Source organism: Halobacillus litoralis (assembly GCF_020524085.2).
In the GTDB taxonomy this organism is placed as follows: Bacteria; Bacillota; Bacilli; order Bacillales; family Halobacillaceae; genus Halobacillus; species Halobacillus litoralis_E.
This window is the reverse complement of sequence record NZ_CP129016.1, coordinates 2689320-2715216: the sequence shown is the minus strand read 5'-3', so window position 1 is coordinate 2715216 and position 25897 is coordinate 2689320. Positions and strand designations below refer to the sequence as shown.

General features: G+C 40.2%; 24 protein-coding genes and 1 riboswitch. Of the genes, 8 read left to right on the top strand and 16 right to left on the bottom strand.

Translation table 11 applies throughout. The features are described from left to right. The first annotated feature begins 13 nt into the window (after positions 1–13). Positions 14–205: a hypothetical protein gene (locus LC065_RS13840; RefSeq protein ID WP_226590023.1), complete on the top strand. Its 192-nt coding sequence runs from the start codon at positions 14–16 to the stop codon at positions 203–205. 79 nt (positions 206–284) lie between these two features. On the opposite strand, the gene LC065_RS13835 is transcribed toward LC065_RS13840, so the two are convergent. The 6 genes from LC065_RS13835 to LC065_RS13810 all read right to left on the bottom strand — a co-directional run bounded on the left by LC065_RS13835 (position 285) and on the right by LC065_RS13810 (position 5034). Then, positions 285–839, bottom strand: coding sequence for a GNAT family N-acetyltransferase (locus tag LC065_RS13835; protein ID WP_226590025.1), 555 nt, complete (start codon positions 837–839; stop codon positions 285–287). 212 nt (positions 840–1051) lie between these two features. After that, positions 1052–1222: a hypothetical protein gene (locus LC065_RS20530; RefSeq protein WP_371933337.1), complete on the bottom strand. Its 171-nt coding sequence runs from the start codon at positions 1220–1222 to the stop codon at positions 1052–1054. A gap of 388 nt (positions 1223–1610) precedes the next feature. Next, on the bottom strand, positions 1611–2444 hold the full coding sequence (locus tag LC065_RS13825; protein WP_226590028.1) for a GNAT family N-acetyltransferase: 834 nt from the start codon (positions 2442–2444) through the stop codon (positions 1611–1613). A 138-nt stretch (positions 2445–2582) separates the two neighbouring features. Then, positions 2583–3407, bottom strand: coding sequence for a DUF4037 domain-containing protein (locus tag LC065_RS13820; protein ID WP_226590030.1), 825 nt, complete (start codon positions 3405–3407; stop codon positions 2583–2585). An 84-nt stretch (positions 3408–3491) separates the two neighbouring features. After that, the gene (locus LC065_RS13815; protein ID WP_226590033.1) at positions 3492–4403 is read right to left on the bottom strand and encodes a S66 peptidase family protein; all 912 of its coding nucleotides are present in this window, start codon (positions 4401–4403) and stop codon (positions 3492–3494) included. Positions 4404–4548: 145 nt separating this feature from the next. Then, positions 4549–5034, bottom strand: a complete 486-nt coding sequence (locus LC065_RS13810; protein ID WP_226590036.1) for a GNAT family N-acetyltransferase — start codon at positions 5032–5034, stop codon at positions 4549–4551. A gap of 519 nt (positions 5035–5553) precedes the next feature. After that, a riboswitch (SAM riboswitch) is annotated at positions 5554–5664 on the top strand. 182 nt (positions 5665–5846) lie between these two features. Between LC065_RS13810 and LC065_RS13805 the strand changes: the two genes are divergently transcribed. Further along, positions 5847–6896: a homocysteine S-methyltransferase family protein gene (locus tag LC065_RS13805; RefSeq protein ID WP_226590040.1), complete on the top strand. Its 1050-nt coding sequence runs from the start codon at positions 5847–5849 to the stop codon at positions 6894–6896. 238 nt (positions 6897–7134) lie between these two features. Here LC065_RS13805 and LC065_RS13800 read toward each other — a convergent pair whose 3' ends face one another. The 3 genes from LC065_RS13800 to LC065_RS13790 all read right to left on the bottom strand — a co-directional run bounded on the left by LC065_RS13800 (position 7135) and on the right by LC065_RS13790 (position 8999). Continuing rightward, positions 7135–7464, bottom strand: a complete 330-nt coding sequence (locus LC065_RS13800; protein ID WP_306163486.1) for a DUF4257 domain-containing protein — start codon at positions 7462–7464, stop codon at positions 7135–7137. A 232-nt stretch (positions 7465–7696) separates the two neighbouring features. Next, positions 7697–7963, bottom strand: a complete 267-nt coding sequence (locus tag LC065_RS13795) for a hypothetical protein (RefSeq protein ID WP_226590045.1) — start codon at positions 7961–7963, stop codon at positions 7697–7699. Between the two features lie 391 nt (positions 7964–8354). Further along, positions 8355–8999 (bottom strand): YczE/YyaS/YitT family protein, encoded by a 645-nt coding sequence (locus tag LC065_RS13790; RefSeq protein ID WP_226590047.1) that lies wholly within the window; start codon positions 8997–8999, stop codon positions 8355–8357. 221 nt (positions 9000–9220) lie between these two features. On the opposite strand from LC065_RS13790, the gene LC065_RS13785 reads away from it, so the two are divergent. Next, the gene (locus LC065_RS13785) at positions 9221–10417 is read left to right on the top strand and encodes an MFS transporter (protein ID WP_226590048.1); all 1197 of its coding nucleotides are present in this window, start codon (positions 9221–9223) and stop codon (positions 10415–10417) included. A gap of 283 nt (positions 10418–10700) precedes the next feature. On the opposite strand, the gene LC065_RS13780 is transcribed toward LC065_RS13785, so the two are convergent. After that, positions 10701–11558, bottom strand: coding sequence for an SDR family oxidoreductase (locus LC065_RS13780; RefSeq protein ID WP_226590050.1), 858 nt, complete (start codon positions 11556–11558; stop codon positions 10701–10703). A 209-nt stretch (positions 11559–11767) separates the two neighbouring features. After that, the gene (locus LC065_RS13775; protein WP_226590052.1) at positions 11768–12148 is read right to left on the bottom strand and encodes a winged helix-turn-helix transcriptional regulator; all 381 of its coding nucleotides are present in this window, start codon (positions 12146–12148) and stop codon (positions 11768–11770) included. 301 nt (positions 12149–12449) lie between these two features. On the opposite strand from LC065_RS13775, the gene LC065_RS13770 reads away from it, so the two are divergent. Continuing rightward, positions 12450–13478 carry a zinc-binding alcohol dehydrogenase family protein gene (locus LC065_RS13770; RefSeq protein WP_226590054.1) on the top strand — a complete coding sequence of 343 codons (1029 nt, stop codon included), beginning with the start codon at positions 12450–12452 and terminating at the stop codon, positions 13476–13478. A 291-nt stretch (positions 13479–13769) separates the two neighbouring features. After that, positions 13770–13916: a hypothetical protein gene (locus LC065_RS13765; protein ID WP_226590056.1), complete on the top strand. Its 147-nt coding sequence runs from the start codon at positions 13770–13772 to the stop codon at positions 13914–13916. A 12-nt stretch (positions 13917–13928) separates the two neighbouring features. Here LC065_RS13765 and LC065_RS13760 read toward each other — a convergent pair whose 3' ends face one another. Beyond that, positions 13929–14606, bottom strand: a complete 678-nt coding sequence (locus LC065_RS13760; protein ID WP_226590058.1) for a GntR family transcriptional regulator — start codon at positions 14604–14606, stop codon at positions 13929–13931. Between the two features lie 230 nt (positions 14607–14836). On the opposite strand from LC065_RS13760, the gene LC065_RS13755 reads away from it, so the two are divergent. Beyond that, entirely contained in the window at positions 14837–16531 is a 1695-nt protein-coding gene (locus tag LC065_RS13755; RefSeq protein ID WP_226590061.1) for a M20/M25/M40 family metallo-hydrolase, read from the top strand. 405 nt (positions 16532–16936) lie between these two features. On the opposite strand, the gene mngB is transcribed toward LC065_RS13755, so the two are convergent. From mngB to LC065_RS13740, 3 genes are all read right to left on the bottom strand, one after another. Continuing rightward, positions 16937–19555 (bottom strand): mannosylglycerate hydrolase, encoded by a 2619-nt coding sequence (gene mngB / locus LC065_RS13750; protein WP_306163485.1) that lies wholly within the window; start codon positions 19553–19555, stop codon positions 16937–16939. A gap of 48 nt (positions 19556–19603) precedes the next feature. Further along, on the bottom strand, positions 19604–21541 hold the full coding sequence (mngA, locus tag LC065_RS13745; protein WP_226590067.1) for a PTS 2-O-a-mannosyl-D-glycerate transporter subunit IIABC: 1938 nt from the start codon (positions 21539–21541) through the stop codon (positions 19604–19606). Between the two features lie 138 nt (positions 21542–21679). Then, on the bottom strand, positions 21680–22408 hold the full coding sequence (locus LC065_RS13740; RefSeq protein WP_226590070.1) for a MurR/RpiR family transcriptional regulator: 729 nt from the start codon (positions 22406–22408) through the stop codon (positions 21680–21682). Positions 22409–22490: 82 nt separating this feature from the next. Between LC065_RS13740 and LC065_RS13735 the strand changes: the two genes are divergently transcribed. Both LC065_RS13735 and manA read left to right on the top strand, forming a co-directional pair. Beyond that, positions 22491–23630, top strand: a complete 1140-nt coding sequence (locus LC065_RS13735) for a glycerate kinase family protein (RefSeq protein WP_226590073.1) — start codon at positions 22491–22493, stop codon at positions 23628–23630. A gap of 17 nt (positions 23631–23647) precedes the next feature. Continuing rightward, a complete protein-coding gene (manA, locus tag LC065_RS13730; protein ID WP_226590076.1) occupies positions 23648–24589 on the top strand; it encodes a mannose-6-phosphate isomerase, class I in 942 nt (313 codons plus the stop codon). Positions 24590–24977: 388 nt separating this feature from the next. On the opposite strand, the gene LC065_RS13725 is transcribed toward manA, so the two are convergent. After that, complete coding sequence (locus tag LC065_RS13725) at positions 24978–25766, bottom strand: DeoR/GlpR family DNA-binding transcription regulator (RefSeq protein WP_226590078.1); 789 nt, start codon at positions 25764–25766, stop codon at positions 24978–24980. Positions 25767–25897 lie beyond the last annotated feature (131 nt).

The following is a 25897-nucleotide window of genomic DNA, read 5'->3' as shown; positions in this document are numbered from 1 at the left end:
AGGAGCCATTCTTATGGAAGTTCTTGCTGTTGTTTTAATCACGATCGGTATCATAGGCAGCCGGGTGATCGGCTTTTTTTATCCTGATTGGAAAGCGATCAAAGGGGAAAAGATGTCGGAACGTAAACGTTTGGGATATAGCGCAATCGGAATCGGCCTATTACTTCTTATGTATGTACTAAGTCAATTCCTCATCAGAATATAGACAAGTTAACCTCGCCCCTTAGGCTCAAGGAATTCCTATGTCTCACCAAATCTCAATAAGAATCTGTAAATGAAATCCCTCATGGAGACTCATGAAATTCCCGTTTCAGGATACTCATTACTATAGAATCATGATATTTCCCATCGTAGAATAAATCATCCCTCAACCTGCCTTCTTCTCGAAACCCTAAATTTTGATAGCATTTCAAGGCTCTTTTATTGAACGAAAATACATCCAACCCGATCCGGTTCATATTCAACATCTCAAACCCATAACGCAATAATAAGGAGATGGATTCTGTACCATACCCATATCCCCAATACTTTTTATCGAAAATTGAAATTCTAAACACAGATTTCCTGTTTTGATAATCGATGTCCAGCATAGCGATGTCACCAATCAGTTGATCTGTCTCCTGTAAAAAGATGACCAGATCAACTCTGGAATCATCCATTGATATACGATCAAACCAATGTTGAACTCCCTTACGACTAAATACCGTTTGGGTGCCCGTCAGCCTTCTCCCTTCTCGATCCCAGAGAGCTTTTGTATAAAATAAATCGAGATCCTCCTGTTCCAACGGCCTTAAATAAACCCGATCGTCCTCTAATAGCTTAATCATGTCTTTACTCATCATTTTTCCTCCTATCATAATCTTGTTCTCATCATAAAAGGTCACATGCGCAAATAATAGGACGAGTTTTATTTAGAACGAAACCATCTAAAAGAGATTACCTGATCAGGTAATCTCTTTTCTGGAATAGATGATTTTTTTAATGGTTTCTACTGAGAGATGGTAATTCCCCGCAATCGCTTCTATGGACTTTCCATCTGCGTAGTCTTCTTTTATCTTCCTATTCCTCTCCGATAATTCTCTTCTGATACCCGTGCGTGCCCCCCCCACTTTTCCCGGGCATTCCCGGATTTGGGCACATAAAGGGTCTCCCCTTGAATATATTTTTGTACTTCTTTCAACAACTCTATCGGTAAAGCATCTTTGGCATTCACATATTTCATTTTCCGCCAGCTCCTTATTTTTATGATCAATAAATAATAAGGGGCAAAGCCAAATGAATCATCGATCTTATGACGATATCAACGTTTGTTACCCCATGCAAAGAATCGCCATACATTCACAGGCTTTGCATGAGTTTCTCTCGTCTTCCCAACCGGGTAAGAAAGGATTTCCAAATCGTCCACCTCCGTCGATAGTTGATGATGCTGATTCAATGTCAATCATCTCAAAATATTCTGACTAAAACAATGTTTTAAAAAAAGACCCGCGATTGACCATGAGTAAATTTCACTTCAACCTCATAACTCGTTGAGGGAGATGGAATCATCCTAGAAGAACCCTCTTCTACTTCCGCCGGAAGAATACCAGGACCCTTTCAATAGTCCCTCCCTATGCATCAATAGGAAAGATGTACACGTGATACTTTAAATAAAGATCCAATCCCACATTTTCTGCAATTTTATTGGAAGGCGTATTACTCCCCTCACAATCCCAGTATGGAATCCATCCTTTCCTATCACATTCTTTCACAACCCTATAGGCTCCCTTCTGCCCTAATTTATTCCCCTGATGGTCCTCTAAGGTTTCAATATCCATTCCGTGCACATTTCCAGCTACAAATCCAGAAAAACATAAGCTTACAATCTTGTTATGGTAGAGAATACCGTACCCCGTCCCTTTTTGAAAAAATTCCATGGGAGAAGACCAGAATTCTAATATCTTTGAGTGTAAAAAATCTATGTTTTCAAGCGAATGATCCTGATTTTCAAAAACATCTTTGGTGATTTTAAATACTATGTAATCTTGTTTCATATCAGGTTCATTTTGATTGATATCCTGCCTTTTCTCCAACTTATACACATTCTGCTTTGTCTTCTGCATGTCACGATGTCCAAAGACCTTCTCAATGGTCTTCTCCCACCTGGGATGATGACCGATGGCTATAAAATTATGTACCTCCAGCTTCTTTGCTTCAGGAAATATGACTTGATTTAAAAAACCGTTGATATGGTCATTAAATGACTCATTTCCTTCATCTCCAATAAAGAAGAAACCATCATGGTTCCCCAGCCAGATCAGTCCTGTTTGAGGAGCATCGTTATCATCTACAAAAATCCGACCAGGATTATTCCCTTCTATGACCGCTTTAACTTCTAAATGTCCATCATCGTTTGTTAACTTTTCGCATTTGTAGAATTCAGCTTTATTAAGTTCACGGATCATTCTTCCCCCTCCTACTGTTTGCTTAATTCCGCCACAAACTTTTACAGCATTGATAAAATAAAGCTTTACTACCGGCAATGTCTAAGGTTTGATTGATCTGGTCTGGAGAAAGTTTCAATAAACCCTTTGAAGTTCCTATTATTTAACATATTCTATACTATTCTTCTGTTCGCTAATGTCCAATCCAGGGTGGTATTCCTCTACCAATTCCATAACCTCTTCAATTAAACCCTCTAACTCTTTCACACCGCTTGCCGGGTCCCCTATCCATGTTTTGTTCATACGAGCGTGGAGATTTTCCGGTTTGATTTCCATCCGTTCGATATTATTTTCCATCCATTTAAAAACAGGGTGGTGAACATACATACGATTCAGGCCAAACAAAACGCCAAACAATTTCATCTGCACTCCACACAGGACATCATAGAGCATCAACCAGTCCTGCCGTTTTAAGAGAGCTTCACGGTTATTCCAGCGATTACCCAGCCATAGATTTTCTGAAATCATACGTTCTGTAAGTTCTGAAGGATAGGCAGCCACCCTGTTCTTCCATTCAGAGATTTTCTCTTCCCCGCAGAGACTGACACCATCATGGATGGAAGCGATTATACATTGTTTGTCATAATCGGTATCGTGTTGATCCACCACATCGGAAACGAAGCGTTCTACTGTTTCAACCAAAAAGCTGCTGATCTCAAATTTAACACCGTCCCGAGTTAAGTAGGCTTCCGACCATTCTTCATCTTCATAAGCGTGATAGGACAGAATGGTGCCATTTATTTGTTCAATGGGAGATTTCCGTTCATGATCCGTTGGTGGAATTGACCATAAAATATGTAATTCAATATCTGAATGTTCATCTTGTAAGTTTTTAGACACAGAACCAGCAAGAAGAATGGCTTTAACCTTTGGGTTCTTTTCATACAAAGCTGCCATATCTATTGATTGTTTTAATAAATCCATTTTCAACCTCCAACTATTACTATGTTACATAACTTTTTCAACATATAAAAAGGCGATACCCAGCTCACCTATAGTTGTTCGAAATCAATATTTCACACCTGAATCAACGACCAATTGAGGCGGCGACGTTGTGAGCTTTGCGTTTACCCCAAACGGTACACCATAATTCGGCTGGCAATGACCAAAGTGAAATTTCTCAACAACAGGAAATGGAGAACCAGCGAAAAAACGGTGAAGCACTTTTTTCAACTCCGATTCTTCTTCTGTTTCCACTTGGAAATTCCCTAATACGACACCTTGCACGTCATCGAAGACACCCGCTTGTTGAAGATGAGTAAGCTTCAAATCAATAAGAAACGGTGGTTCTGCAACTTCCTCAAGTAGTAAGATGGCCCCTCTGGTATCTACTTGGTAAGGCGTGCCCAAACCGTTGGTGAGGAGTGTTAAATTCCCTCCCACTAAACGTCCTTCTCCCTTACCATGTGCGAGCGTGTTTAGAATTGACCGGTTAGAATCATAGGTCATAATCTCGCCTGTAAATAGAGATGAAAACGAGGCTGCTGTCTCTTCTGTTCTCTGTTCATCATTAAGATCTGAGGCCACCATCGGCCCGTGAAAAGTCACCAGACCACTAAAGTTGTAAATAGCATGAAGCAGATATGTGAGATCGCTGTACCCCCAGAATATTTTAGGGTGATTTTTTATCTTTTCGTAATCAATCATAGGGGCAATCTTTGCTGTGCCGAATCCTCCATTAGCGCAAAAAATTCCGCGGATCGTAGGATCATTAAAGGCCTCATGTAAATCAGCAAGTCGCTTTTGATCGACGGTTGTATGCTCTTCATCGGTTTGGAACACATGGCGTCCAATGATGACTTCAAGACCCATTTTTTCCAATACACGTATTCCCTGGCTTAAGTGCTCTCGATCCGGGGGTCCCGCCGGCGCAATAACTGCTACCCGATCCCCCTCTTGTAATGCACGGGGCTTAATCATAATATCCCTCCCTTTCATTTATTCCGGTTCAAGGAAATGTAACGACTATTAAGAGGATTATACCTTTCATAGGACTTGTACCGATTGAGTCTCGGCTGGAAGTTTGAAGCGCACGCTTCAAAAAGTATAAGAACTAGGAAGAAACTTACTCTCCTTCGTTGTAGTTCATCTCCATTTTTCTACTCTTTGTTGTCATCCCCATGGACCGATAAAATTCTATGGCAGCAGTATTCTTCTCAGATACTCCCAATTCCACACTATCGACCTTGAGGCTCCTTCCGAAATCAAAAACGTGGGCCGCTAGTTTTTTTCCGATCCCCTTGTTTCTATGCGTTTCAGAAACACACAAACTATTGATAGATAAAACCTTCCTCGCTTTGACAAAAGAATTCTCAGGTGTTTCATCTTCCTTAGTCACTACAACTCCCACGATCTCATTGCCTAAGGTAGCGACAAACATGTGCTGTTTGTTATCCATCACCTGACTTTCAAAGAACTCTTCCTCGACTGGAGTTGCATTCTCTTTGTACAAATCCGGTCTTACACGAACGTGGAATTCATGAACCTGCCTAAATAAAGGCAACAATGATTCATAATCGTGCTGCTCGGCTGTTCGAATAGATACATCCATTTCTTTCTCTCCCCTAGTCACTTTTTAATTGATCCTTTATTACCTTCCCTACTCATTCAACTTAGATATTTTTATTAGTCCGCTGTATTTTTGACAAAAGCTACGTTGGTGCCATCATCACTGATATTCTGGCTTGATAAGGTTGATAATGAAACATGCTCTTTTATACTTGGGTATCTTTTTCTAATGCCATTCATTATTCAAACGCCTAATCTTTACTGGTGTCGTTGAGGAATTAAACCATATGTATGGGAAGGTTGCTTTCGTTCATTTGCTTGCTCCTAAAAGATAGGACCTGTTTAAGTCTTCAAACCAAGATTACCATAAGTTTCTATTTTTGTGGAAAGAGCTGCAGGTACTTTCAAACAGAATCCCGAAACTTTTTCTGAAAATTCCATTGATTCTTACTTCATTTTCCTGTATTCTAAATCGCAAGCGAAATGATAAACATCTACTATTGATTTGAGGATACGCTTTACAACACGTATCCAACGGTTTTCCAAAACTATATAATTGCGAAACTTATCCAGAGAGGTGTAGGGACTGGCCCTTTGATACCTCAGCAACCAGCCAGAGCCATTGGCACGGTGCTAAATCCAGAAGGTAGTTGTTCTACCTTGAAGATAAGGAGACTCTTTAAACACAAAGGACCCCTTATCCAAGGAGGTCCTTTATTTTTTTAAGAAAATGATTTCCGAACAGAGTTGAACCAATGTCAGCTCATGCCTGGCAGAAAGTCAGCGTGTCCCTGTTAAAAGGGGGCTAGCTTTCTAATAAAAGACTCATACAAAATGGAAAGGTTGTGGAATGAAATGAAACGATCATTAGAACAGAGATTACAGGATGGACCCGTCATTTGTGGAGAAGGATACTTATTTGAGCTGGAGCGCCGCGGCTATTTACAGGCTGGATCCTTTGTTCCTGAAGTAGCCCTCGATAACCCACAGGCACTGAAACAGACGTACCGTGACTTTATGCACGCAGGCTCCGACGTCGTCTTAGCCTTTACCTATAACGGGCACCGCGAGAAAATGAGAATCATCGGCAAAGAGGAACTATTAGAGCCGCTTAACCGTCAGGCCATCCGCCTGGCTAAAGAAGTTGCTCAGGAGCACCCCGAGGAAGAAGCGCTCGTTGCCGGGAACATTTCCAACACGAACTTGTTCAACCCGGATGATCCTGAAGCTGTTGAAAAAACAAGAAGCATGTTTGCAGAGATGATCGGCTGGTGTAAGGAAGAAGGCGTAGATTTTGTAAATGGCGAGACCTTCTATTATTACGAAGAAGCGTTGATTGCTCTCGAAGAAATTCAAAAACATGACCTACCTGCCGTGATCACATTCGGTCTGATGGGAGAAAATATTCTGCGAGATGGCTACGAAGTGGAAGAAGCCTGCCGCTTATTAGAAGAAAAAGGCGCGCTTGTCGTCGGTATGAACTGCTTCCGCGGTCCAGCGACGATGCAGCCATATGTAGAAAAGATCCGACATACGGTAGACGGTTATGTAGGTGCCCTTCCCATTCCTTACCGCACGACGGAAGAACACCCTACCTTCTTCAACCTGCCGGACGGAGGCTGTGCCTGTACACTTCCAACGGAAACCACGTTCCCAACATCCCTGGATCCGCTCTACACGAACAGGTATGAACTTGCGGAGTGGGCCAAAGAAGCGCACAGCATTGGTGTGAACTACCTGGGACTCTGCTGTGGAGCTTCTCCTGCTATGCTTCGTGAAGTAGCAGAATCCGTCGGCCGCACAGCTGTAAACTCCAGGTATTCCCCGGATATGGAGAAACACTTCCTGTTCGGCAATGACGACACGCTGCAGGATCATATTACTTCTTATAAAACGAGAGCATAAGTAAACGGCCTGTCCGAAATATGGACAGGCCGTTTTCAACGTTTCATTCATTTAAGTTCAGGGCTCTACGCGGAATGACGGGTTATCCAGCATTCAGCTATCCATCTAAGTATGTATTAAACTACACGTTTGTGTAATGATGGGGTAAAAAGGGGATTATTTTTTAGTATGGGTAGAAGAAGAGGATTCGAGAGGACATCAACTTTGAAGAAAAAATAAGGATTGGAGTAGATCCTATCTATTTTAATCTCTTATTGATCCGATCCAATCCTTCTACTTTCGCTTTTTCTACATTCAATTCTCTTTTTAACAATACATTTTCCGCTGTCATTCCCGCTAATATAGAAACTCCGATAAGCGACCTTAATACCTCAGGCTCGGGGATAATATAGGTAACGGCGAAAACTGAAGCTGCCGCCCCGATAAGGAAATCTGCCATGAACCCTAAATAGATCCCCTTGGGCCGTTTTCTTTTTTTAGGGAAGATCAGCACCTTTCCATTTCTCATTAAATGAGAGACAATGCCTGTCATCCCCCCGATACACCCAGCAATAAGTATCGTATTCATAAGAAATTTTCCCCCTAGACTAAAAGAGCGGCAGTTGGTAGAAAGAAACTTAGAAACATACGCTACTATGCACTAAATCCTCAACCAAGCTCGCCGCTCCGTTTAAATCCGTTATTTTTTTAAATACAGGTATCCCACTATAATGAACACCGTAACTATAGTGTACACTATTATTATCAGAAAATAAATACTATTTTGCAAAATAATGTCTGCAATAACAACTTATACCAACCTAAACGTGGATTTTATTTAACCATTCATGGATCTGATCTTCATAATACCTGACTTCCTTCTTCGACGTAGAGTCAATCAATTCCTTTCTCAACCGTTGATACTCTTCCAATTGGCGTTTCGTAATGGACAGCTCATTGGTTGATTGAAGATTATCTAAGTACTGTTGGATTTCTACAAAATAATAACGGGTTTCCTCTATCGATTGTGCATTTTTAAAGGAATTCATGAGATCGTCATAGGTCTCTTTTTCATTCATCATATTCAATCATAGGCACCTCCTCTGAATTTTACTGAACGGGCGCATAGAAAAAAACAGATTCCTTTAAAAAAATAAACGGATTTTGACTTGTCCACTGATTTATACTTCATACCCATTATACAAGATTTTCTAACGGATTTTGTTAGTCCCTCATCATTTGTACAAATCTTTTTTCGCTCTTAGTTAAAGGGGATGAATTCAAATGAATAAAAAAAGTGCACTTCCTTAATAGAGAAATGCACCATGATACTATTGAATGTGTAAAAACTTTTTCTTAAACTTTCTTTAATTTATTCCTGCTTTTTTTCATATAACTTTAATGGGATATACGGAATCACTACGAATCCTTTTGGTCGAAAGGAATGAGTGAAGCATAAATACAAATAATACAAATATCTTATTGATTATGGTACGTTGGGAGTTTCCTGGACAGCCATCCGTCCAAACCGTTTATATACCCCATAAAATAATGAATCACTACGCCACTAAGAATTGCGATAATTAGCGTCCCCACACCTATTGCCCCTCCATAGAAACCAGCGATCAGAACGAGAACGATACTGATAATGGCTCTTGAGTAAGAAACATTCAACCCAGTTAATTTTCTTAAAACAAGCATCATGCGGTCAAACGGATTGGGAGCAAAGTCAGCTTGCAGATTGACGGCAATGCCTAAACTAAGAATGACTAACCCAAGAAGTAAACATAAATATTGAGCCATAACTGTTTCCGGCTCAATCCATCCCTTGAAGCTATGGACCCAAAAATCGATACCTACTCCTGTTAAGAATGAGGTAAGCAAAGCAATGAATTCCGGCCGCCTCTTTTCAGCAATGGAATTGACGATGATCATCGAAAAACCAACAACGATTTCCCAGCTTCCAATCGTTAAACCATACGTCCGGTATAAGCCGACGAGGAGCGCATCAAACGGGGAAGCACCTAACTTTGACTGAATTGTCAAAGCAATACCCATCGTGAGAATAACAATGCCTGCTGTGTAATACATGCTTCTCAGGTAGCTACGATTGACTTGGAACACTCTCTTCAAAAACACTCAATGGAAGAAACGTTTCACTTCATACACCTCTTTCCTGAATTTTCAATATCCGTTCATATTAACTTGGTTGTAGAGAAGTTTCAAGAAAAAAACAGAACTAATCAGCTCAAAAACAGCTTAAAGACAGCTTTTGTAGCTCGAAGTCAATGTGTTATCATGATGAAGTATTTTATAAATTCGAAAAATAATGCGAGGGGGAGACTTTGAATTTCAATTCTTCATCTAAAAAAGTAATAACAGTATTTGTGCTAGGTACCTTTGCTTTAGGAATGACAGGTAATGTTGTGACTGGTTTGCTTAGTCAACTGTCTAATGAATTTGATGTTACCATCTCAACATCTGGTTTATTACTAAGTATGTATGCGGTCGGAGTCGCTTTCTTCGGGCCGATTCTTAGACTGGGTACAATAAATTACCCACCAAAACTATTACTAATCAGCTTGATGTCTGTCTTCATTCTTAGTAATGTGATTGCTGCTACTGCAGGAAGCTTCGAGGTGTTAATGTTCTCACGCCTACTCTCTTCTTCTATGCATGCACCTTTTTTTGGGCTTTGTATGATGATTGCCTTTAACATCGCAGGATCTAAGAAGGGAACTAATGCAATGGCCCGTGTCCAGTCCGGACTATCCCTCGCTATAATGATCGGGGTACCTCTTGGGACTCTAATTGGTGGTGTGCTAGACTGGAGAATCGTTTTCTGGATAATGGCGAGTTTAGGAGTACTCACGCTTCTAGGGATTGTTTTCACTACACCTAATATAAGACCTGCCCAACTTCCTGATTTAAAAACTGAACTGAAGGTCCTGAAAAATAAGAATGTACTCATGATTATTGCCGTCATTTTATTCGGGTTCTCAGGAGTATTCATCACTTATGCCTATGTAGAACCGATGCTTAGGGAGTTTGGGAATTTTGGATTAATAGAGGTAAGTATTGGGTTGTTCTGCTTTGGTTTGGGAGGAGTCATGGGAAATATGGTTTGTGGCAGAATACATCCAAACCGGCTCACCCAATGGTTACTGGCGTCTTTCGTATTTTTGTCGATTGTATTGTCAACCTTTACTCTGTTGCTTCATATACCAGTCATGGGATTTTTGATGTGTTTCTTACTAGGGGCAGGAACATTTGGCACAACCCCCATATTTAATTCAAAGATTGTCATGGCCGCAACAGAAGCACCTTTACTTTCTGGAACGATAGCAGCATCAGCATTTAACTTGTCGAGCTTCATTGGTTCCTCTCTAGGATCCATGTTGTTGCAAAATGGCTTTTCCTATGAATGGCTCACCTTGATTTCAGGCGGGTTTATGATCATAGGTATTGGACTAACAATATTTACTCACCATCGAGAAGACAAGACATTGTTTCGAAACCATGCAGAAAATGTTGTCTCTTAACAAACAGAATAAAAGCTCTTGTAAAGCTAAGAAGGGAAGGAGCTAATGCTTAAGCCCTTGGAACTTTCCCTACTCAGCTTTGCAACAACCTTGCCACAAGGATAAAAAGAGTATGAAATAATCATTTGATCTGCTCTAAGAAGAATCTTCAATTGTGGGAAAGGCCAAAAAGTCGATACCTCCTAGGGGAGGTATCGACTTTTTCTTTATTCTGTATCTTGTTGTTGATGAAAAAAAGTATTTTCCTTTTTATCTTTAAGTAAGACGTGATATAAAATAACTGCTACATTTTATAATTTCGTTTTATAAAATGTTTTAAATTCTCAGGTGGTTCACCTGTAATGAACTCAATATCATTTGTTGTCTCATCCATTAAATGACGACTAGCCGCCGAGTACAAGGAAGTAAGAGTGGGTCCGAAACCTTTGGGTTCATCATAAGTCTCAGCGAACTCTTGATTACTTATCGGAGAATAAGAGATGGTTTCACCGCTAATATCGCTAAGGATAGACGCTAGCTCCTCCATAGAATAGTCTTTATCACCAGTTAGAGTGTACTTTTCCCCATGTAATTCTGGACGAATGGCAATTTGTGCAACCGCTTTTGCAATATCCTGTCTTGATACAAAGTTTATCTTACCGTCACCCGCCGGGTAAGGTAAGGAACCCTTTTCGACTAATTCCGGTAGATAAGGGGGTAAAGGGTCTGCATACATCGCATTACGGGTCAACGTGTATTTTAATTCGCTTGAAGCCAACCTCCGAGGTACATAACCAAAGAACGGGCTCATCTTGAAGGGACTATTTTCATGATCTGCCATAAATCCTACAAATATGAATTGTTTAACATTTGCTTTTTCAGCAGCATTAACGGCTTTTTCAAATTCTAAAATTCTAACGTGACTTGGGAAAGTAAAACTAGGGATATAAATTAAGACATCCGTACCCGTAAACGCACTGGTCATTTCCTCTTCAGAATTATAATCCGCTTTTTTTATATTTATGTCATCTCCAAATAATTGCTTTGCTTTATCTGGGTTACGCACAGTGATTGCAGCATCTTTTTTCGGAACTAGCTTAAGTAGTTCTTCGGTAATTTTCTCGCCAAGATGACCTGTTGCTGCCGTTATATTATATTCCATTCGATCCCCTCCAATTTCATTATTACTTTAACTTCCAAATTCATTCTTCTCTCTTTTATATTTACACCAATACTCTTATAAGAGTGAAATGATTTGCTTGAAACTAGTTCCACATCATAGCTTAAGCCCCACTACTTCACAAAGGTGACATTTCCATAAAGATCCAGTAAACAAAAGAAAGTACTACCCTTACCTTTTCACAGCTTACTTCATTCATCCTCTTTTTTTCTGAGATTTAAAACTGTTTCCACATGTTGTTCGCCCCAATCAAACATCAACTGGATAATCGGCTCTAGTGACTGTCCAAAATCAGTTAGGGAATATTCTACTTTTGGAGGAACGACCGGATACACTTCCCTATGCACAATGCCATCTCTCTCCATTTCTCTGAGCTGTAATGTTAACATTCTTTGGGTTATCCCGCTGTTCAGCTTTTTCAATTCATTAAATCTCTTCTTTCCATCCAGCAAATGATAGATGATGACACTTTTCCATTTGCCCCCGATTACATCAACGGTCCCTTCTACTGGACAAGAATAACAATTCAAGAATCGCTTGTGCGTTTCTGATCCTTTGTCATTAGCTCTCACTTCTACCACCTCTTAGTATAGATATTATACTTAGTTACTTTTCCTTTAGTTACGATTATTATTTACCCTTAATAAGGTAACATATCATCCTTGCAACCAGGGAGACGCTGAAGGAAATTATCCTTAGGTATAAAAAATGATACTACAAAACAAAAATGTGCGTACTTATGTTTGTTGAGAATATATACTATGCTTTATTTGTAGATGAAAATTCAACTTACTCCTATTGGAACATTCGAAGCTATGGATGATTCCAAACGGGTGGTTTGTTTTTAAATTAATTGAAGGATGTGTTTACACTATGACCAAAATGAAAGCCGTTGGACTTTATGAACATTTACCCATTGATCATCAAGACAGTTTATTAGACCTAGAAGTAGAAAAGCCTAAAGCCCACAATAGAGATTTATTAGTTCGTGTGAAAGCTGTAGGCGTGAATCCTGTCGATTATAAAATACGCGCCTCCAATGGCGAGAAGGAAGAAGAGCCTAAAATTCTTGGGTGGGATGTTTCAGGGATTGTAGAAGAAGTAGGTCCGGATAGTACGCTATTCCAGCCAGGGGATGAAGTATATTATGCGGGAGACATCACACGTCAAGGAGGGAACAGTGAGTTTCACCTTATTGATGAGCGAATCGTTGGAAAGAAACCAGAAACTTTATCTTTTGCTGAATCAGCCGCTCTTCCCCTCACATCTATAACAGCCTACGAAGGTTTGTTTGAGCGCTTGAATATCAGTTCAGAACCTATCAATAATCAAAATAAGTCCATTCTTATTATTGGAGCAGCAGGTGGCGTAGGGTCAATCGCGACACAACTCGCTAAAAAAGCAGGATTGACAGTCGTAGGTACTGCTTCCAGACCCGAGACGGAAGAATGGGTGCTAGGTCTTGGCGCGGATCATACCATTAACCACTATAAAGCATTCACCCCACAGTTAAGAGAATTAGGGATTACGAACGTGGATTATATTTTCTGTCTTAATGCTACAGAAAAACATTGGGATCATATGGCTGATTCTGTTGCTCCTCAAGGTAAGATCTGTTCAATCGTGGAAACAGATGAACCGGTCGATTTAACCTTATTGCAACAGAAAAGCGTGACGTTTGTGTGGGAACTTATGTTTACTCGGGCTATGTTCCAAACGGACGACATGATTGAACAGCACAACCTATTGAATGAGGTAGCAGATTTAATCGATCAAAGTGAAATAAAAACAACATTGAACAAGCGACTCTCTCCGATCAATGCACAAAATTTAAAACAAGCGCACCAATTACTAGAATCCGGTTCCTCTATAGGTAAAATTGTTGTAGAGAATTTCAAATAAAATGGGCGGACGACAGCAAATGGACATCAAAGGTTATTTTCCTATTTTCATGCGATTCAATGATTCCTATACGATATAACGATTATTTGACAATTCTGCGGTCCATTTAGATCATATATATATAAGGTAAAAGAGTTCCCTAGGGTTCCGCGTTTTGTTTTTACGGTCCGGTCCGAGTGGGAACACACAAGTATCCTGTGGACCGGAGGACAAAAGCCCGGGAGGTATCAGTAATGATATCTTCCGGGCTTTTGCATTTTCAAAACTATTTCAAGGAACGGAGGAAATCTAATGAATTTATCTGTCATTTCAAATCAAATAGCTGTAATAAAGTTAAATCCAAAAGAAGCAAAAGAAGCTATACCCGAATGGGCACTCAAACATAAGGAATTCAAAGTTACAGGACTGCCCTTTTTACAGGTCCTCTTTAATTCGTGAGTCTCCTCACAATCACAGCATATCATCTAGAGACTTATAACCTTCTGCTGTTCCTTTTAATGTCGTTAAAGTGGTCTCGAGGTGTTCCGTCAATAACTTTTGAACCACAGAAAGGTCTCTTTGCTCTATAGCTTGAATGATTTCTTCATGCTTCCTCAAGCTTTGGTTATCTTCTCCACTCTTATAATCAATAACATTATAAATCCTCAAATAGATATCCACCTGATCAATGACTTTATGTAAGAATTCAATAGCAAATTTATTCCCGCTTTTTTCAGCAAGTAAAAGATGAAAACGCTTATTGATTTCAATATATTGAGCACTATCCTTTGTTTTGTAGGCTTCTACTTCATCCCTCATCAGGTTCTTCAAATATATAACATCCGTTTCTGTCACTTTTTGCAATCCGAACTTAGCAGCGACACACTCCAGTTCAACTCTCAATTCAAACGCTTGAAGAAGATCATTTATATCTGGCTGGATCACATAGGCTCCACGGTTTGGGATGATATATACATACCCCTCTTCCTCTAACTTCCGATAAGCATTACGAATTGGCGTCCTACTCGTATTCAGCTTTTTCGCAATCACTGATTCTCTCAATTGTGTTCCTGGGGCCAGCTCTCGTTCTAATATTGCTTGTTTTATTTTTTCAACAATTATTTTCTCCACAGGTTTTTTTGTCCCCACAGGAATATCTCTCCCATCTTAAAATGAAATCATTATCCTTATTATAAGTTTTATTAAGTAAAAACAAAACGCCTGCCAACTATGTGATCTTTCCAAAATAATATCCACTCGGGTTCACAAGGGAAAAATAAGTGACTATAATGTTATTATTGTAGTGCAAAATTGTAGTACAATATTGCACTACAATATCCGTTTGAAATTCAGATCTTATATGGAAAGGTGGAGAACCGATGTATAATCAAATTAAGGATTTGCCCCTATCTAAACAAGTTGAAGCCATTTCACGTGCACTTATCGAAGTTGAAAGTGTAAACGGAACAAGTGGAGAAGCCAATGTGGCAAACGTCATTAAAAAGATCTTGCTGTCATTCCCTTACTTTTCAAAACATCCGGAACATACATTTGAGGTCCATGTACCTGATGATGAGCATAAGAGAAAAAACATATTCGCCTTATTAAAAAGTCATAAGGGTCACAAACAAACCATCGTGTACCACGCCCACATGGACACAGTAGGAACAGACGATTACGGATCATTAAAGCCTAGTGCCTGTGATCCTACCATTCTTGAAAACTTCTTTAAAAACTATGCCTTCGATTCAAAAGCAAGAGAAGATGCTCAATCCGGAGAGTGGCTATTCGGAAGAGGAGCATTAGATATGAAAAGCGGGATCGCCGTTCACATCGCTAACCTTCTTTATTTTTCAGAACACATAGATGAACTTCCCGGTAACCTATTGCTCATGATAAATCCTGACGAAGAAAGCCAGCATAGTGGTGTCATTTCATCTATTCCTGAATTAAATCGACTAAAATCTGAAGAAAACTTAGATTACATTATGGCTGTGAATACAGATTTTATCTCTCCCCAATATGATCAAGACCCTAATCGTTACATTTACACCGGTTCAGCAGGGAAACTACTTCCTTGTTTCTATATATACGGAAGAGAAACTCATGTGGGAGATACGCTGTCCGGAATAGATTCTACACTTGTATCTGCTGAAATTAACCGTCGAATCAACAATAACTTAGAATTAACGGAGGATATTAAAGGGGAACACATCTTACCTCCGTCTTGTTTGTATGCTAAAGATCAAAAAGAGCGTTACAATGTTCAAACAGCCAAGAGCAGCCAGCTTTATTTTAATTATTTTATTTATGAACTTTCAGCCAAGGATGTCATGGATAAGTTAAAGGTTATTACAGAAGAAGCCTGTGAAGAAGTGACACACAAACTCGCCTCTTCCTATGAGGCATTCACAAAGCAGGTGGGCATTCCTAATTATAGTCAGTCCTGGGGGATAGATGTTCAGACCCTTGAAGAATACATCCAATACTTACGTTCACAAGGGATCGAGGTTGCTGACATCATACGCAAGGCTGGGGTTCAGTACAAGAATCTAGAACCCAGAATAAAGGGTTTTAAAATAGTGGAGACATTACAACTGCTAGATCCTGATAAAAAGCCCAGAGTTCTTCTGTTTTTCGGACCTCCCTATCTTCCGCATAATTACTTGCAAGCTGACAATTCAAGAGATCAAACGCTCTTGGAAGTCATTCAAGCGAACTTATCGAAGACTCAAGAACAAACAGGAGAATCATTTGCTATCAAGCGGTTCTTTCCCTATCTGAGCGATGGAAGCTTCCTGTCACTCCATGAATCCGACGAAGAGATCTCTTCTTTACTGCAAAACTTTCCAGATTATGAGTACACGTATCCCCTCCCGATTAAGGAGATTCGTGATTTGAACATTCCTTCAGTAAACATGGGGGTCTACGGAAAGGACGGGCATAAATGGACGGAACGTGTTCACAAGCCTTACTCATTTGATACGCTCCCCATGCTTATCCGTGAAATAAGTGTGGAATTGCTAAGTATCTATGAACACACTAGTGTAAAGTGCTTCTCTTCTGTTCATTAATTAAAAGTCAAAAGCCACTTCTGGCTAAGCAAGCAGAAGTGGCTTTTATGGTTAAGAAAAATATTATAGAGTGGAACCTTCCCCCAAATAAATGTGGTTACAGCATTGGAAATATATGAATGGAATAACACATCATCTTTTACCAATGAATTCTACTTTCCGGTAGATTCCCTCTTCATATTATATAGCTAGATTAAACACCAACTGTACACCCGTGGATAAGGAGGGAAGTATTTTGCAAGGATACAATGTTTTACATCCATAGAATAAGAACCTTAAATTACAATAGATAATTTGATATTTGTACTACCCCAAATGTTATCGGAATTTCCTGTGCATTTCCTTTTTTGGTAATAAAGTAATCCCGGCCCTTCATGTGAAACTGAAAGGACGGGATTAAATACCTTAAAATAGAATGGAAGTCACTTCATTTGGTTTTAATGATACCAATAGATTTCCATCTTGATGTGATACGTTTTCCATAGGCTCTTCATTAAGTTTGGCTTCATCAATCTGATTTGCAAATTTGGAAAGTTCAAAAGCATGCTGTGTTACTTGTTCAGTTGGATTATAAAACCTTAGCAACAGCCTGTCTTCCCCCTCTGCTTTTTTCAATGTGCTTAGAACGGAAGTATCTGTATTCTCTCTAAGGAGACTATAAGATACTGGCGTGATCACATTGGATTCATTTAGTTTCATAGCGTTGTAAGGAATTTTGTTATACGTATGAATTGGCGTCGTATATTCCTTGGCAATACGACCTGCATTCGCTTCTGCTACCGTTCCTTCGTGCATAACCAAAGCAAAATCAAGCTCCAGCTTCCCAATCATTTGAGAATCTGGTGTCGGGAGCTTGATTCCTGATGGGCGCCCTAGTCTCCTCAGCAATTCTTCCTTTCCTAGTACCCCAACACTCCGGAACAAGGTGACTGCAATTGTATCAAATGAGTCTCCGACAATCTCATATTCACGTGTACTGTTCGTTAACAATGTCACTCCTCTTTGATCATCAGACAACCCAACAAAAGATAGCATCGGATAGATGGAATCAGGTCTCTCATCCCAGTCTTCCTGTTCCCAATACTCCATTGCACTGTCTACAACTCCTCTTTTGATTAAACCGAATTGGTTGTCTGACCAGGACAGGGAAGATGCGATTTCTGTAGGTATGAAAGCACGCAGCCGGTGATCTTCTGCCTGATTGTCAATCTCAGCCTTAATTTCAATGACCGATTTATGTTTTGGCACTCGGATAGACCAGCGGACAGAAACATGGCTATCCTTTTTGTTTTGCTTTCGACTTTCTAAGTTCTGTGGAACCTTCAAATCTACTAAAATATTCATATCTACGAACAGTTCGTTCTGATGAACGCTTATTTCTGCTGCCGTTTGATCACTGTAGATTAATTCTTCGTTCTCAAGTGGGGAATAGTCATACTCATCCCCATCGTCTCCACCATCCTCTAAAAGCAGGACATGATCCATTTCAGTTGCGCTTTGTTTGTCGAATATTTTTAAAGATCCATTTGGATTAACTTTTATACGATATCGATCTGTCTCTACTAAATGTTCATGAGACTCCTGCATAGGATGTGCTTCCAAATGACCTTCCTCAGGTACTACCCAATACGTTTTATATCCCATTGAAGGAAGCGTATCTCTCCATTGTATTTTAAGTTGATAGAAAGGATCATAATTTCCATAGTGGACAATCTGTCTATCGATCAACCCAGGATCAAGTTCCTCTTTCTCAAGCACTTCAAAAGGAATGACATGCCCCTCCGAATCTTTCAGAGTGAAAGCGTTGAGCTTCGTCACGACTTCAGTTGTCACCACTTCCTCCCGTTCATAAGGGAGAAGGTTGAATGCTGTAATGACATCGTGACCGGATTCATTTGGGATGGCATCGGTAATTTTACGCTTGTAAAACTCAATGAGCTGATCTGTTTTCTCTTCAGCCATGAAAAGACGATTGGTAATTTCCTTATGAACTTTATCTGAACAACAACACCCTATACTGTCATGGGCATGGTTTTTCATTATTTCCTTCCAAATCAATTCAATGAGACCATGATGATACTCAAAACCTAGGGAATAGGCTAGAGAAGCTAGTGGCTCAAGTTCATGAGTCAGCTTGTTCTCCACTCTTGTATTGGCTGTCTTAATATCATTTCGGGTAGAGTAGATGCTTCGGTGAACCCTCATATATTTTCCATCAAGAAACTCCCCTGACAGGACAGAAAGATCATCATTTTTTTCAAGTTCTTCAAACACATTTTCAAAACGGCTCAAAAAGAACTCCCGATCAGGATATAGACGTTGAAGCTTTTCAATGATTAAATGGATATTTTTTTGGATAGGCATTTGATCATGACCGTTCGGAAGAATGATATGATCCGTTGTTGCACCTCTGTCCAATACACTAAAGTATTTATCCATTCTTTTTTGGAGAGCTTCTTCATCCTCCGGCAGGTACTTGCCAATCGCGTAGCCTAAAGGGAACAGCTGGACTAGGACACGGGAACCATCATCGCTTTCCCAATGAAATTCCGTCTTATCCGTACCATGTCGCTCAGAGGCACCTCTCCAGAAAATGGAGTACTTGATGTCAAATCCATTAAAGATTTGCGGCATTTGTGAGGATTGTCCAAAAGAATCGGGCAAGTAACCGATTTTCATGGGAGCACCGAATTCCTTAGAGTCGATGTGGCCGTAAAGAAGGTTTCGAACAATTGATTCTCCTCCGACAACCATCTCATCTGTTTGTGTGTACCAGGGGCCGATAATTAACTTCCCTTCCTGTACCAGCTTTTTCACACGCTCTTTACTATCTGGTTTCACTGCGAAATAGTCTTCTAATATCGATGTTTGTCCATCCAATACGTAATAGGGATACTCCGGATCATTCTCCAGCTTCTCCATAATTTCTTCCATATTATTAACTAATAGAATACGAGATTCTTCCGTAGAAAAATACCATTCTCTATCCCAATGCATATGGGGTACGATATGTGCTTTTTTCATTTATAACCATCCTCCTAAGATACGTTCAGTAACGATTTACGTGTGCTTTTATGCAGCAAGACGTTCTTCTTTTGCAAGTTTGCTTTTTCTGGTTATGATCAGCAGAATCATTGAAATGAGCGCTCCAAATATAGCTGCTCCCAACCAGATGCTGGCGCCTAGTAAAATTGGTTTTCCTTGTAACAGAGCAAGAGAGAAGATTCCAGCTCCAGGTACATTCAGTCCAAGGTCAAAGTACGCTACAATCGCTCCTGTTACAGCAGAACCCGCAACTAAGGAAGGAATAACCCGCAAAGGATCATTAATCATAAATGGAATAGCACCTTCGGTGATTCCGGCGAGCCCCAATAACCACGTCTGCTTCCCAATCTCTTGTTCTTGAAGTGAAAAGTACTGTTTTCCTATAATCGTTGCTCCTGTTACAGCAAAAGCAGAAACCATTTTCACAGAGGCAAAAGCAGCGTAAGGAATGAAGTTTCCACTTGCCATCGCTCCGATACAGAAGGTGTAAGCCGCTTTATTCACGGGACCACCTAAATCAAACGATGCCATTCCCCCTAAAATAGCTCCTAAAATTAAGGCGTTGGCACCTGACAAACTACCGAGCCAGTCTATCAGTCCATTGTTCAGCCATGCCAGCGGCTCTCCAATAACAAACAACATAATGGAGCCAACCGCTAAAGTACCGAGTACCGGGTAAACCCAGAAACTGATGAAGCCAGCAAATGTACCTTTAGGCTGGATGTTTTTCTTCAAAAATTTAAGGAAGAAACCAGCCAAGAACCCGCCGAGCATTCCACCAAGGAATCCGGATCCAATTAAATTCGCCGCAACTCCTGCAGCAAAACCAGGTCCAAGAGCCGGCTTATCCGCAATAGAGTAAGCCATGTACGCTGCCAATATCGGTACCATCAACTGACTAAGCAATCCTCCACCCAGCTGCCTTAGCAGCCAGAGCCATGAACCTTCTGTTTCATATACACCCTGCAGATTAAATGCTTGAGAAATTAAAACCGCTGCAGCAAGAGTCATCCCCCCTGCAACAATGATCGGAATAATGTAAGAAATACCAGTTAGGATAGAATCCTTGATTTCGGTCTTGAATTTCTTATGATCCGATTCTTCGGCATCTGATCCAGTATCTATCTCCTCTTTATATTCTCCTTTAGGATATTTCTCTGCTTTCTCAATTGCTTTTGTTAACAAACCTTTGGCATCGCGCAACGGCGCAGCTACAGCAGCTTTCACTTTAGGCAAGTGAGAGAAACGCTCTTCATCTTTCACTGCAACATCATTTGCAAAGATGACCGCATCGGCTTTCTTCAATTTTTCAGAGGAATGGCGGTCTTCAATGCCGTTTGCCCCCTGCTTCTCGACGTAGACGTGAACGCCAAGCTCTTTCCCTGCTTTTGTCAAGGCTTCTGCAGCCATATAAGTATGGGCAATACCTGCAGGACAGGCTGTCACAGCGAGGATGGTTCGACTTTCTTCAGTCTTCGTCTTCTCTTCTTCCTGCTCTTCTTCTTGTTCAAAATTATCCAATTGTTTAAATAGTTCTTCACTTGATTCTGCTTTTAACAGTCCCTCTTTATAAGAAGGGTCTGAAAGTCGTGTCATAAATTCAGATAATAGTGATAAATGGGTGGATCCTGCCTCTTCATCAGGAATTGCCAGAAGAATGACTAACTCCACTTGATTAGTTGGATCAAGGCTTTCCCAATCCGTTATTGGATTCTCAATCGTTGCTACGGCAAAGGCAGCTTCTTTTACAGAAGGCGATTTCCCATGTGGAATGGCCAATCCACCTTCGAATCCAGTAGGTGACAATTCTTCCCGGTCATAAACCGCTTTCAAAAATCCCTCTTTAGATTTCAATTTCCCCTCGTCATCTAGCTGCTTCACTAAGTAGTCAATCGCTTCTTTCTTTGATTGAAGTTTTAATTTTGTCCTCAGCAGATTAGGTGACGTTAATTTACTCAGTTCCAATAGATTACACCTCCGTTGTTGTAAGTGTTTTCATCACTTGCCATCATCCTACCAAAAAAAAAATAAGAAGATCGATTCTTCTTATTTTTACACACGATTCAATTGAAAAAATGTTTTCTTGTGTATGCGCTAACAATTTTAATAATGATTCCAAAAATACTGCGATAATGTCTCCAAAACAACTAAAACCGGAGTTCGAGCTGTAATGTTATATCCGTTTTTCGTTTTCTTCGGTGCATAGCAGTACAAGTTGATTGTCGCCATGGACTGTAGTTGATTCTTCGTAAAATGCGTCAAGGAAATAATAGGAATTCCCTGTTCCTTTGCTTTTTGTGCTGCCTCTAATACAAGCGGTGTTTCCCCTGAGAGGCTGATCAGAAAAAGGACATTTTGATGATTGGATTGAGCCAGACTGTGAAGAAGTTCATGTCTATGAATATGGTGACTGGATGATTTTCCTATCACCCTAAGATTTCTTGCCATCATTTCACATAAATCCGAAGAATCGCCGACTCCGAAAAGTAACACCTGTTTAGATTCAACTAATAGACGTACGGCATCCAGCATCCGGTCCTTATCAAGAATTTCAAAGGTCTTCTGTATTAAAGCATACGAATCACCATCTGGCACTTCGTAGGGGGATTCCAACTCAACCTTCAGACTATTTTTCATATGAGAGAAACCGTCATAGCCAAGTTTCTTGGAAAGCCTTGTAATCGTATTCGGCACCGTGAAGGAATAGGAGGCAATACTTTGGATGGATTGATGCATTACTTCCTCGTGATGTTCCCTGATGTAATCAATGATTTGGTCATCCGTATCGTTCAATTTGTATTCAAATTTATGAACACGTTCTTCAAATCGCATGTTGTCTCACCCCGTTAATAACAATGGATTCATTATAGCAGATTCCTTTGGAACATTATCAACTTAAATGGAGGAAAAAGTTATGAACATTCTTGTAGCCATGGATTCACTAAAAGGAAGTTTGTCATCAAAAGAAGCCAATCAAGCGATCGCTGATGGTCTAACTCTCGCTTCAAAAGAGCTTGTGATTGATACTGTCCCCATTGCCGACGGAGGGGAAGGCACAGTGGACGCACTGGTATCCGCACTTGGTGGAACAATGGTCCATCAGCAGGTCACAGGTCCCTTGGGGGAGCCTGTGAATGCTTCCTATGGACTGATCAAAAATGACTCTACCGCCGTCATTGAAGTTGCAGAAGCCTGCGGACTCCCACTAGTGAGCCCAAGTGATTTACATCCACTCAAAGCTACAACCTACGGCGTCGGTGAGTTGATTGCAAACGCCATCAAAAAAGGATGCTCAGATATCATCATAGGTCTTGGAGGCAGTTCAACAACCGATGCGGGTGTCGGTATGCTGCAGGCCCTTGGCTTTCAATTTCTCGACAAATCAGGCTGTCCGGTCAGGCATGGAGGAAGAGCTTTGCAGGAAATTGCAGCAATTGACACCAGCCAAGCTCATCCCTTACTACAACATACAAATTTTCATACGATATGCGATGTAAACAACCCTTTGCACGGTCCGAATGGTGCTGCCTTTGTTTTTTCCCCACAAAAAGGAGCAGACATAGACGAAGTAACCATCCTTGATCAAGGACTGGCTCATTTCTCAACTATCGTCATGGATCAGCTTGGAATCGATCTGCAAATCATTCCTGGAAGTGGAGCAGCAGGCGGACTGGGAGCCGCCCTTTCAGGCTTTCTCCACTCTCCCATGCTTGCAGGCGTAGACTTTATCCTTTCTGAACTAAACCTAAAAGAAAAGTTAAGTCATACAGATATCGTTTTCACAGGCGAAGGAAAATTTGATTTTCAAAGTTCAATGGGGAAAGCCCCTTCAGGGATTGCTAAGCTCGCTCAAACCAGCAACACCTCCGTAATTGTGTTAGCTGGAGATATTTCGGATGCGGAAGACCAGGTGCATAACAAGGGAGTTGATGCTTATTTCACAATTGTAAGAGGACCTATTTCTCTCAATGAGGCGATGGCATCACAAACCACTTACTCAAACCTTAAACAAACAGCAGAACAATTAGGGAGACTATTGCTTCTTAAAAAATAGCCGGGAGGAATGAATAAATGGAACCTATATTCTTAAAACCAACCTTCAAAGAAAGAATTTGGGGCGGACAAGCTTTGAAAGATCAATTTCACTATTCTATTCCTAGTAATAAAACGGGAGAGTGCTGGGCCATTTCTGCCCACCCTAACGGACCTTCCGTGGTCGAGAATGGAGCACATTCCGGAAAGACTCTTGATGTTTTATGGAAGGACCATCCGGAATTGTTCGGAAATCCAGAACAATCGGATTTTCCCCTACTCACGAAAATCATTGATGCAAACATGGATCTCTCTGTTCAGGTTCATCCTGATGATGATTACAACCTCATACACAGTGGCGAGCCCGGAAAAACAGAATGCTGGTATATTCTTGATTGTGACGAAGGAGCTGAATTGATCTTCGGACACACGGCGTTGAACAAAGACCAGTTCATCGAGCAGGTCCGATCAGACCAATGGGGAGAGTTGTTAAAGAGGATCCCTATAGAACCTGGAGATTTTTTCTACGTACCTAGTGGAACGCTGCATGCCATAGGGAAAGGAACACTTGTGTTGGAAACACAACAAAGCTCCGATACGACTTACCGTGTTTATGACTTTAACCGGGTGGATGAAAAGGGACAGAAACGGGAACTTCATATTGATCAAGCGGTTGAAGTGGCCACCATCCCCCACCAAGAAAAACAACCGAACCAATGGCTATCCCATTTCGGTCCCTCACGTATCACCAGACTTGTCCAATCTCCTTTCTTCAATGTATATAAGTGGGAGATTAGAGGAAGTTATAAAGGGAATGTACTAGATCAATATTTGCTAGTTTCAATTATCGAAGGTGAAGGAAGCATTGTATATAATGACCATTGCTATGCTATCCAAAAAGGCACCCATTTCCTGCTTCCAGCTGGGCTAGGAGAATATCAACTCATAGGGAACCTAGATGCAATCGTTTCCCACAACTAAGAAAGATGCTTAACGCTATAGAGTTTCAAGGATAATATACCTTAAGTTTCAAGACGTTTTTTCAGTTTGCATTCGGCATGAAAGATAACGATTCAAATAGTGATATTGTGCGATGCCATGAGTTAGAATAAGCTGTTCATAACAGGAACATATGAGTTCAATATTTTTTGAACGCGGTTTTCAGAACAACGAAGTCATTGACCCATATAGAGAAAGAAAAAAGAAGCGACTACGATATTGTAGTCGCTTCTTTTTTCAAATTTAAGCTACATGTAAGGGTAAACCACTATAATCTTTTTAACGTTTGCATTCCTAACACAAATAGGGCTGTGTTCCACTTAACTATAAACTTTCTATTAAAACGTATTCATCTAATCATACTTAATGACTATTCAACACTCTTTTCATCTTCTACTATCTCTGCAACCACTATGCGGGTCCTTATTGATTCTAATTCTTTTAGTGCTTCTTGATTTGTGTTTTCATCTGTAATTAAAACATCTACATCATCAACTGAAGCAACTTTGTTCATTGCTACTGTATTAAATTTTGAAAAATCAGCGATGACCACTGTTTTATTACTATGTTTAATCATACGTCTAGACACTTCAGACTCACCCATATGAAAATTTGTGTACCCTGCTTCAGAGGAAATAGCACCCATGCCAAAAAATCCGGAGTCAACATATAAGTGTTCCATTCCAAGATTAGCAACTGGACCAAAAAGTGATTTTTCATTTTTTCGTATCGTCCCACCAATCACTACAACTTGGAAATCAGTATAATTAACAAGCTCATTTGCAATAGGCAGTGAGTTTGTTATCACTGTTAAATCACTTTTACTCATAAGTTCTTTCGCAAATAACAATGCTGTCGTACCATAATCAATGTAAATGGTATCCCCATCTTCAACTAATTCTGCTGCCTTCTTTGCAATACTTTTCTTTTCAATATAATTTGTGTATTTTCGATGATCATAATTGGTTTCTGAGTTGGCTTTGTTTAATATAGCACCACCATGAACTTTCTTGATCAGCCCTTTATCTTCCATTTCATATAAATCTTTTCTTATCGTTTCTCTAGTCACATTAAGCTGCTTACTCAATTCATTAATTTTCATTGATCTATACTCTTGTAACAATTTTAATATTTCCTTTTGTCGTTCTTGAGGAAGCATACAGTTTCCCTCCCCTTGTCATTTTTTGTACTACACTCAATATAAAGGAAAAATCAAAAGAAGCAAACGACTTTGAGTGTATATATAATGAAGAAATAACGCTTTTTTGAGAGCGGGGCAGTAAACCAGTG

Bases quoted from the DNA above. Each gene is read 5' to 3' on its own strand.
- LC065_RS13825 (WP_226590028.1), bottom strand. From the start codon at position 2,444: ATGATCCGTGAACTTAATAAAGCTGAATTCTACAAATGCGAAAAGTTA.
- mngB (WP_306163485.1), bottom strand. From the start codon at position 19,555: ATGAAAAAAGCACATATCGTACCCCATATGCATTGGGATAGAGAATGG.
- LC065_RS13840 (WP_226590023.1), top strand. From the start codon at position 14: ATGGAAGTTCTTGCTGTTGTTTTAATCACGATCGGTATCATAGGCAGC.
- LC065_RS13770 (WP_226590054.1), top strand. From the start codon at position 12,450: ATGACCAAAATGAAAGCCGTTGGACTTTATGAACATTTACCCATTGAT.
- LC065_RS13740 (WP_226590070.1), bottom strand. From the start codon at position 22,408: ATGCGATTTGAAGAACGTGTTCATAAATTTGAATACAAATTGAACGAT.
- LC065_RS20530 (WP_371933337.1), bottom strand. From the start codon at position 1,222: ATGAAATATGTGAATGCCAAAGATGCTTTACCGATAGAGTTGTTGAAA.
- LC065_RS13820 (WP_226590030.1), bottom strand. From the start codon at position 3,407: ATGGATTTATTAAAACAATCAATAGATATGGCAGCTTTGTATGAAAAG.
- LC065_RS13815 (WP_226590033.1), bottom strand. From the start codon at position 4,403: ATGATTAAGCCCCGTGCATTACAAGAGGGGGATCGGGTAGCAGTTATT.
- LC065_RS13810 (WP_226590036.1), bottom strand. From the start codon at position 5,034: ATGGATGTATCTATTCGAACAGCCGAGCAGCACGATTATGAATCATTG.
- LC065_RS13735 (WP_226590073.1), top strand. From the start codon at position 22,491: ATGAACATTCTTGTAGCCATGGATTCACTAAAAGGAAGTTTGTCATCA.
- LC065_RS13725 (WP_226590078.1), bottom strand. From the start codon at position 25,766: ATGCTTCCTCAAGAACGACAAAAGGAAATATTAAAATTGTTACAAGAG.
- LC065_RS13805 (WP_226590040.1), top strand. From the start codon at position 5,847: ATGAAACGATCATTAGAACAGAGATTACAGGATGGACCCGTCATTTGT.
- LC065_RS13800 (WP_306163486.1), bottom strand. From the start codon at position 7,464: ATGAATACGATACTTATTGCTGGGTGTATCGGGGGGATGACAGGCATT.
- LC065_RS13780 (WP_226590050.1), bottom strand. From the start codon at position 11,558: ATGGAATATAATATAACGGCAGCAACAGGTCATCTTGGCGAGAAAATT.
- manA (WP_226590076.1), top strand. From the start codon at position 23,648: ATGGAACCTATATTCTTAAAACCAACCTTCAAAGAAAGAATTTGGGGC.
- LC065_RS13755 (WP_226590061.1), top strand. From the start codon at position 14,837: ATGTATAATCAAATTAAGGATTTGCCCCTATCTAAACAAGTTGAAGCC.
- LC065_RS13835 (WP_226590025.1), bottom strand. From the start codon at position 839: ATGAGTAAAGACATGATTAAGCTATTAGAGGACGATCGGGTTTATTTA.
- LC065_RS13765 (WP_226590056.1), top strand. From the start codon at position 13,770: ATGAATTTATCTGTCATTTCAAATCAAATAGCTGTAATAAAGTTAAAT.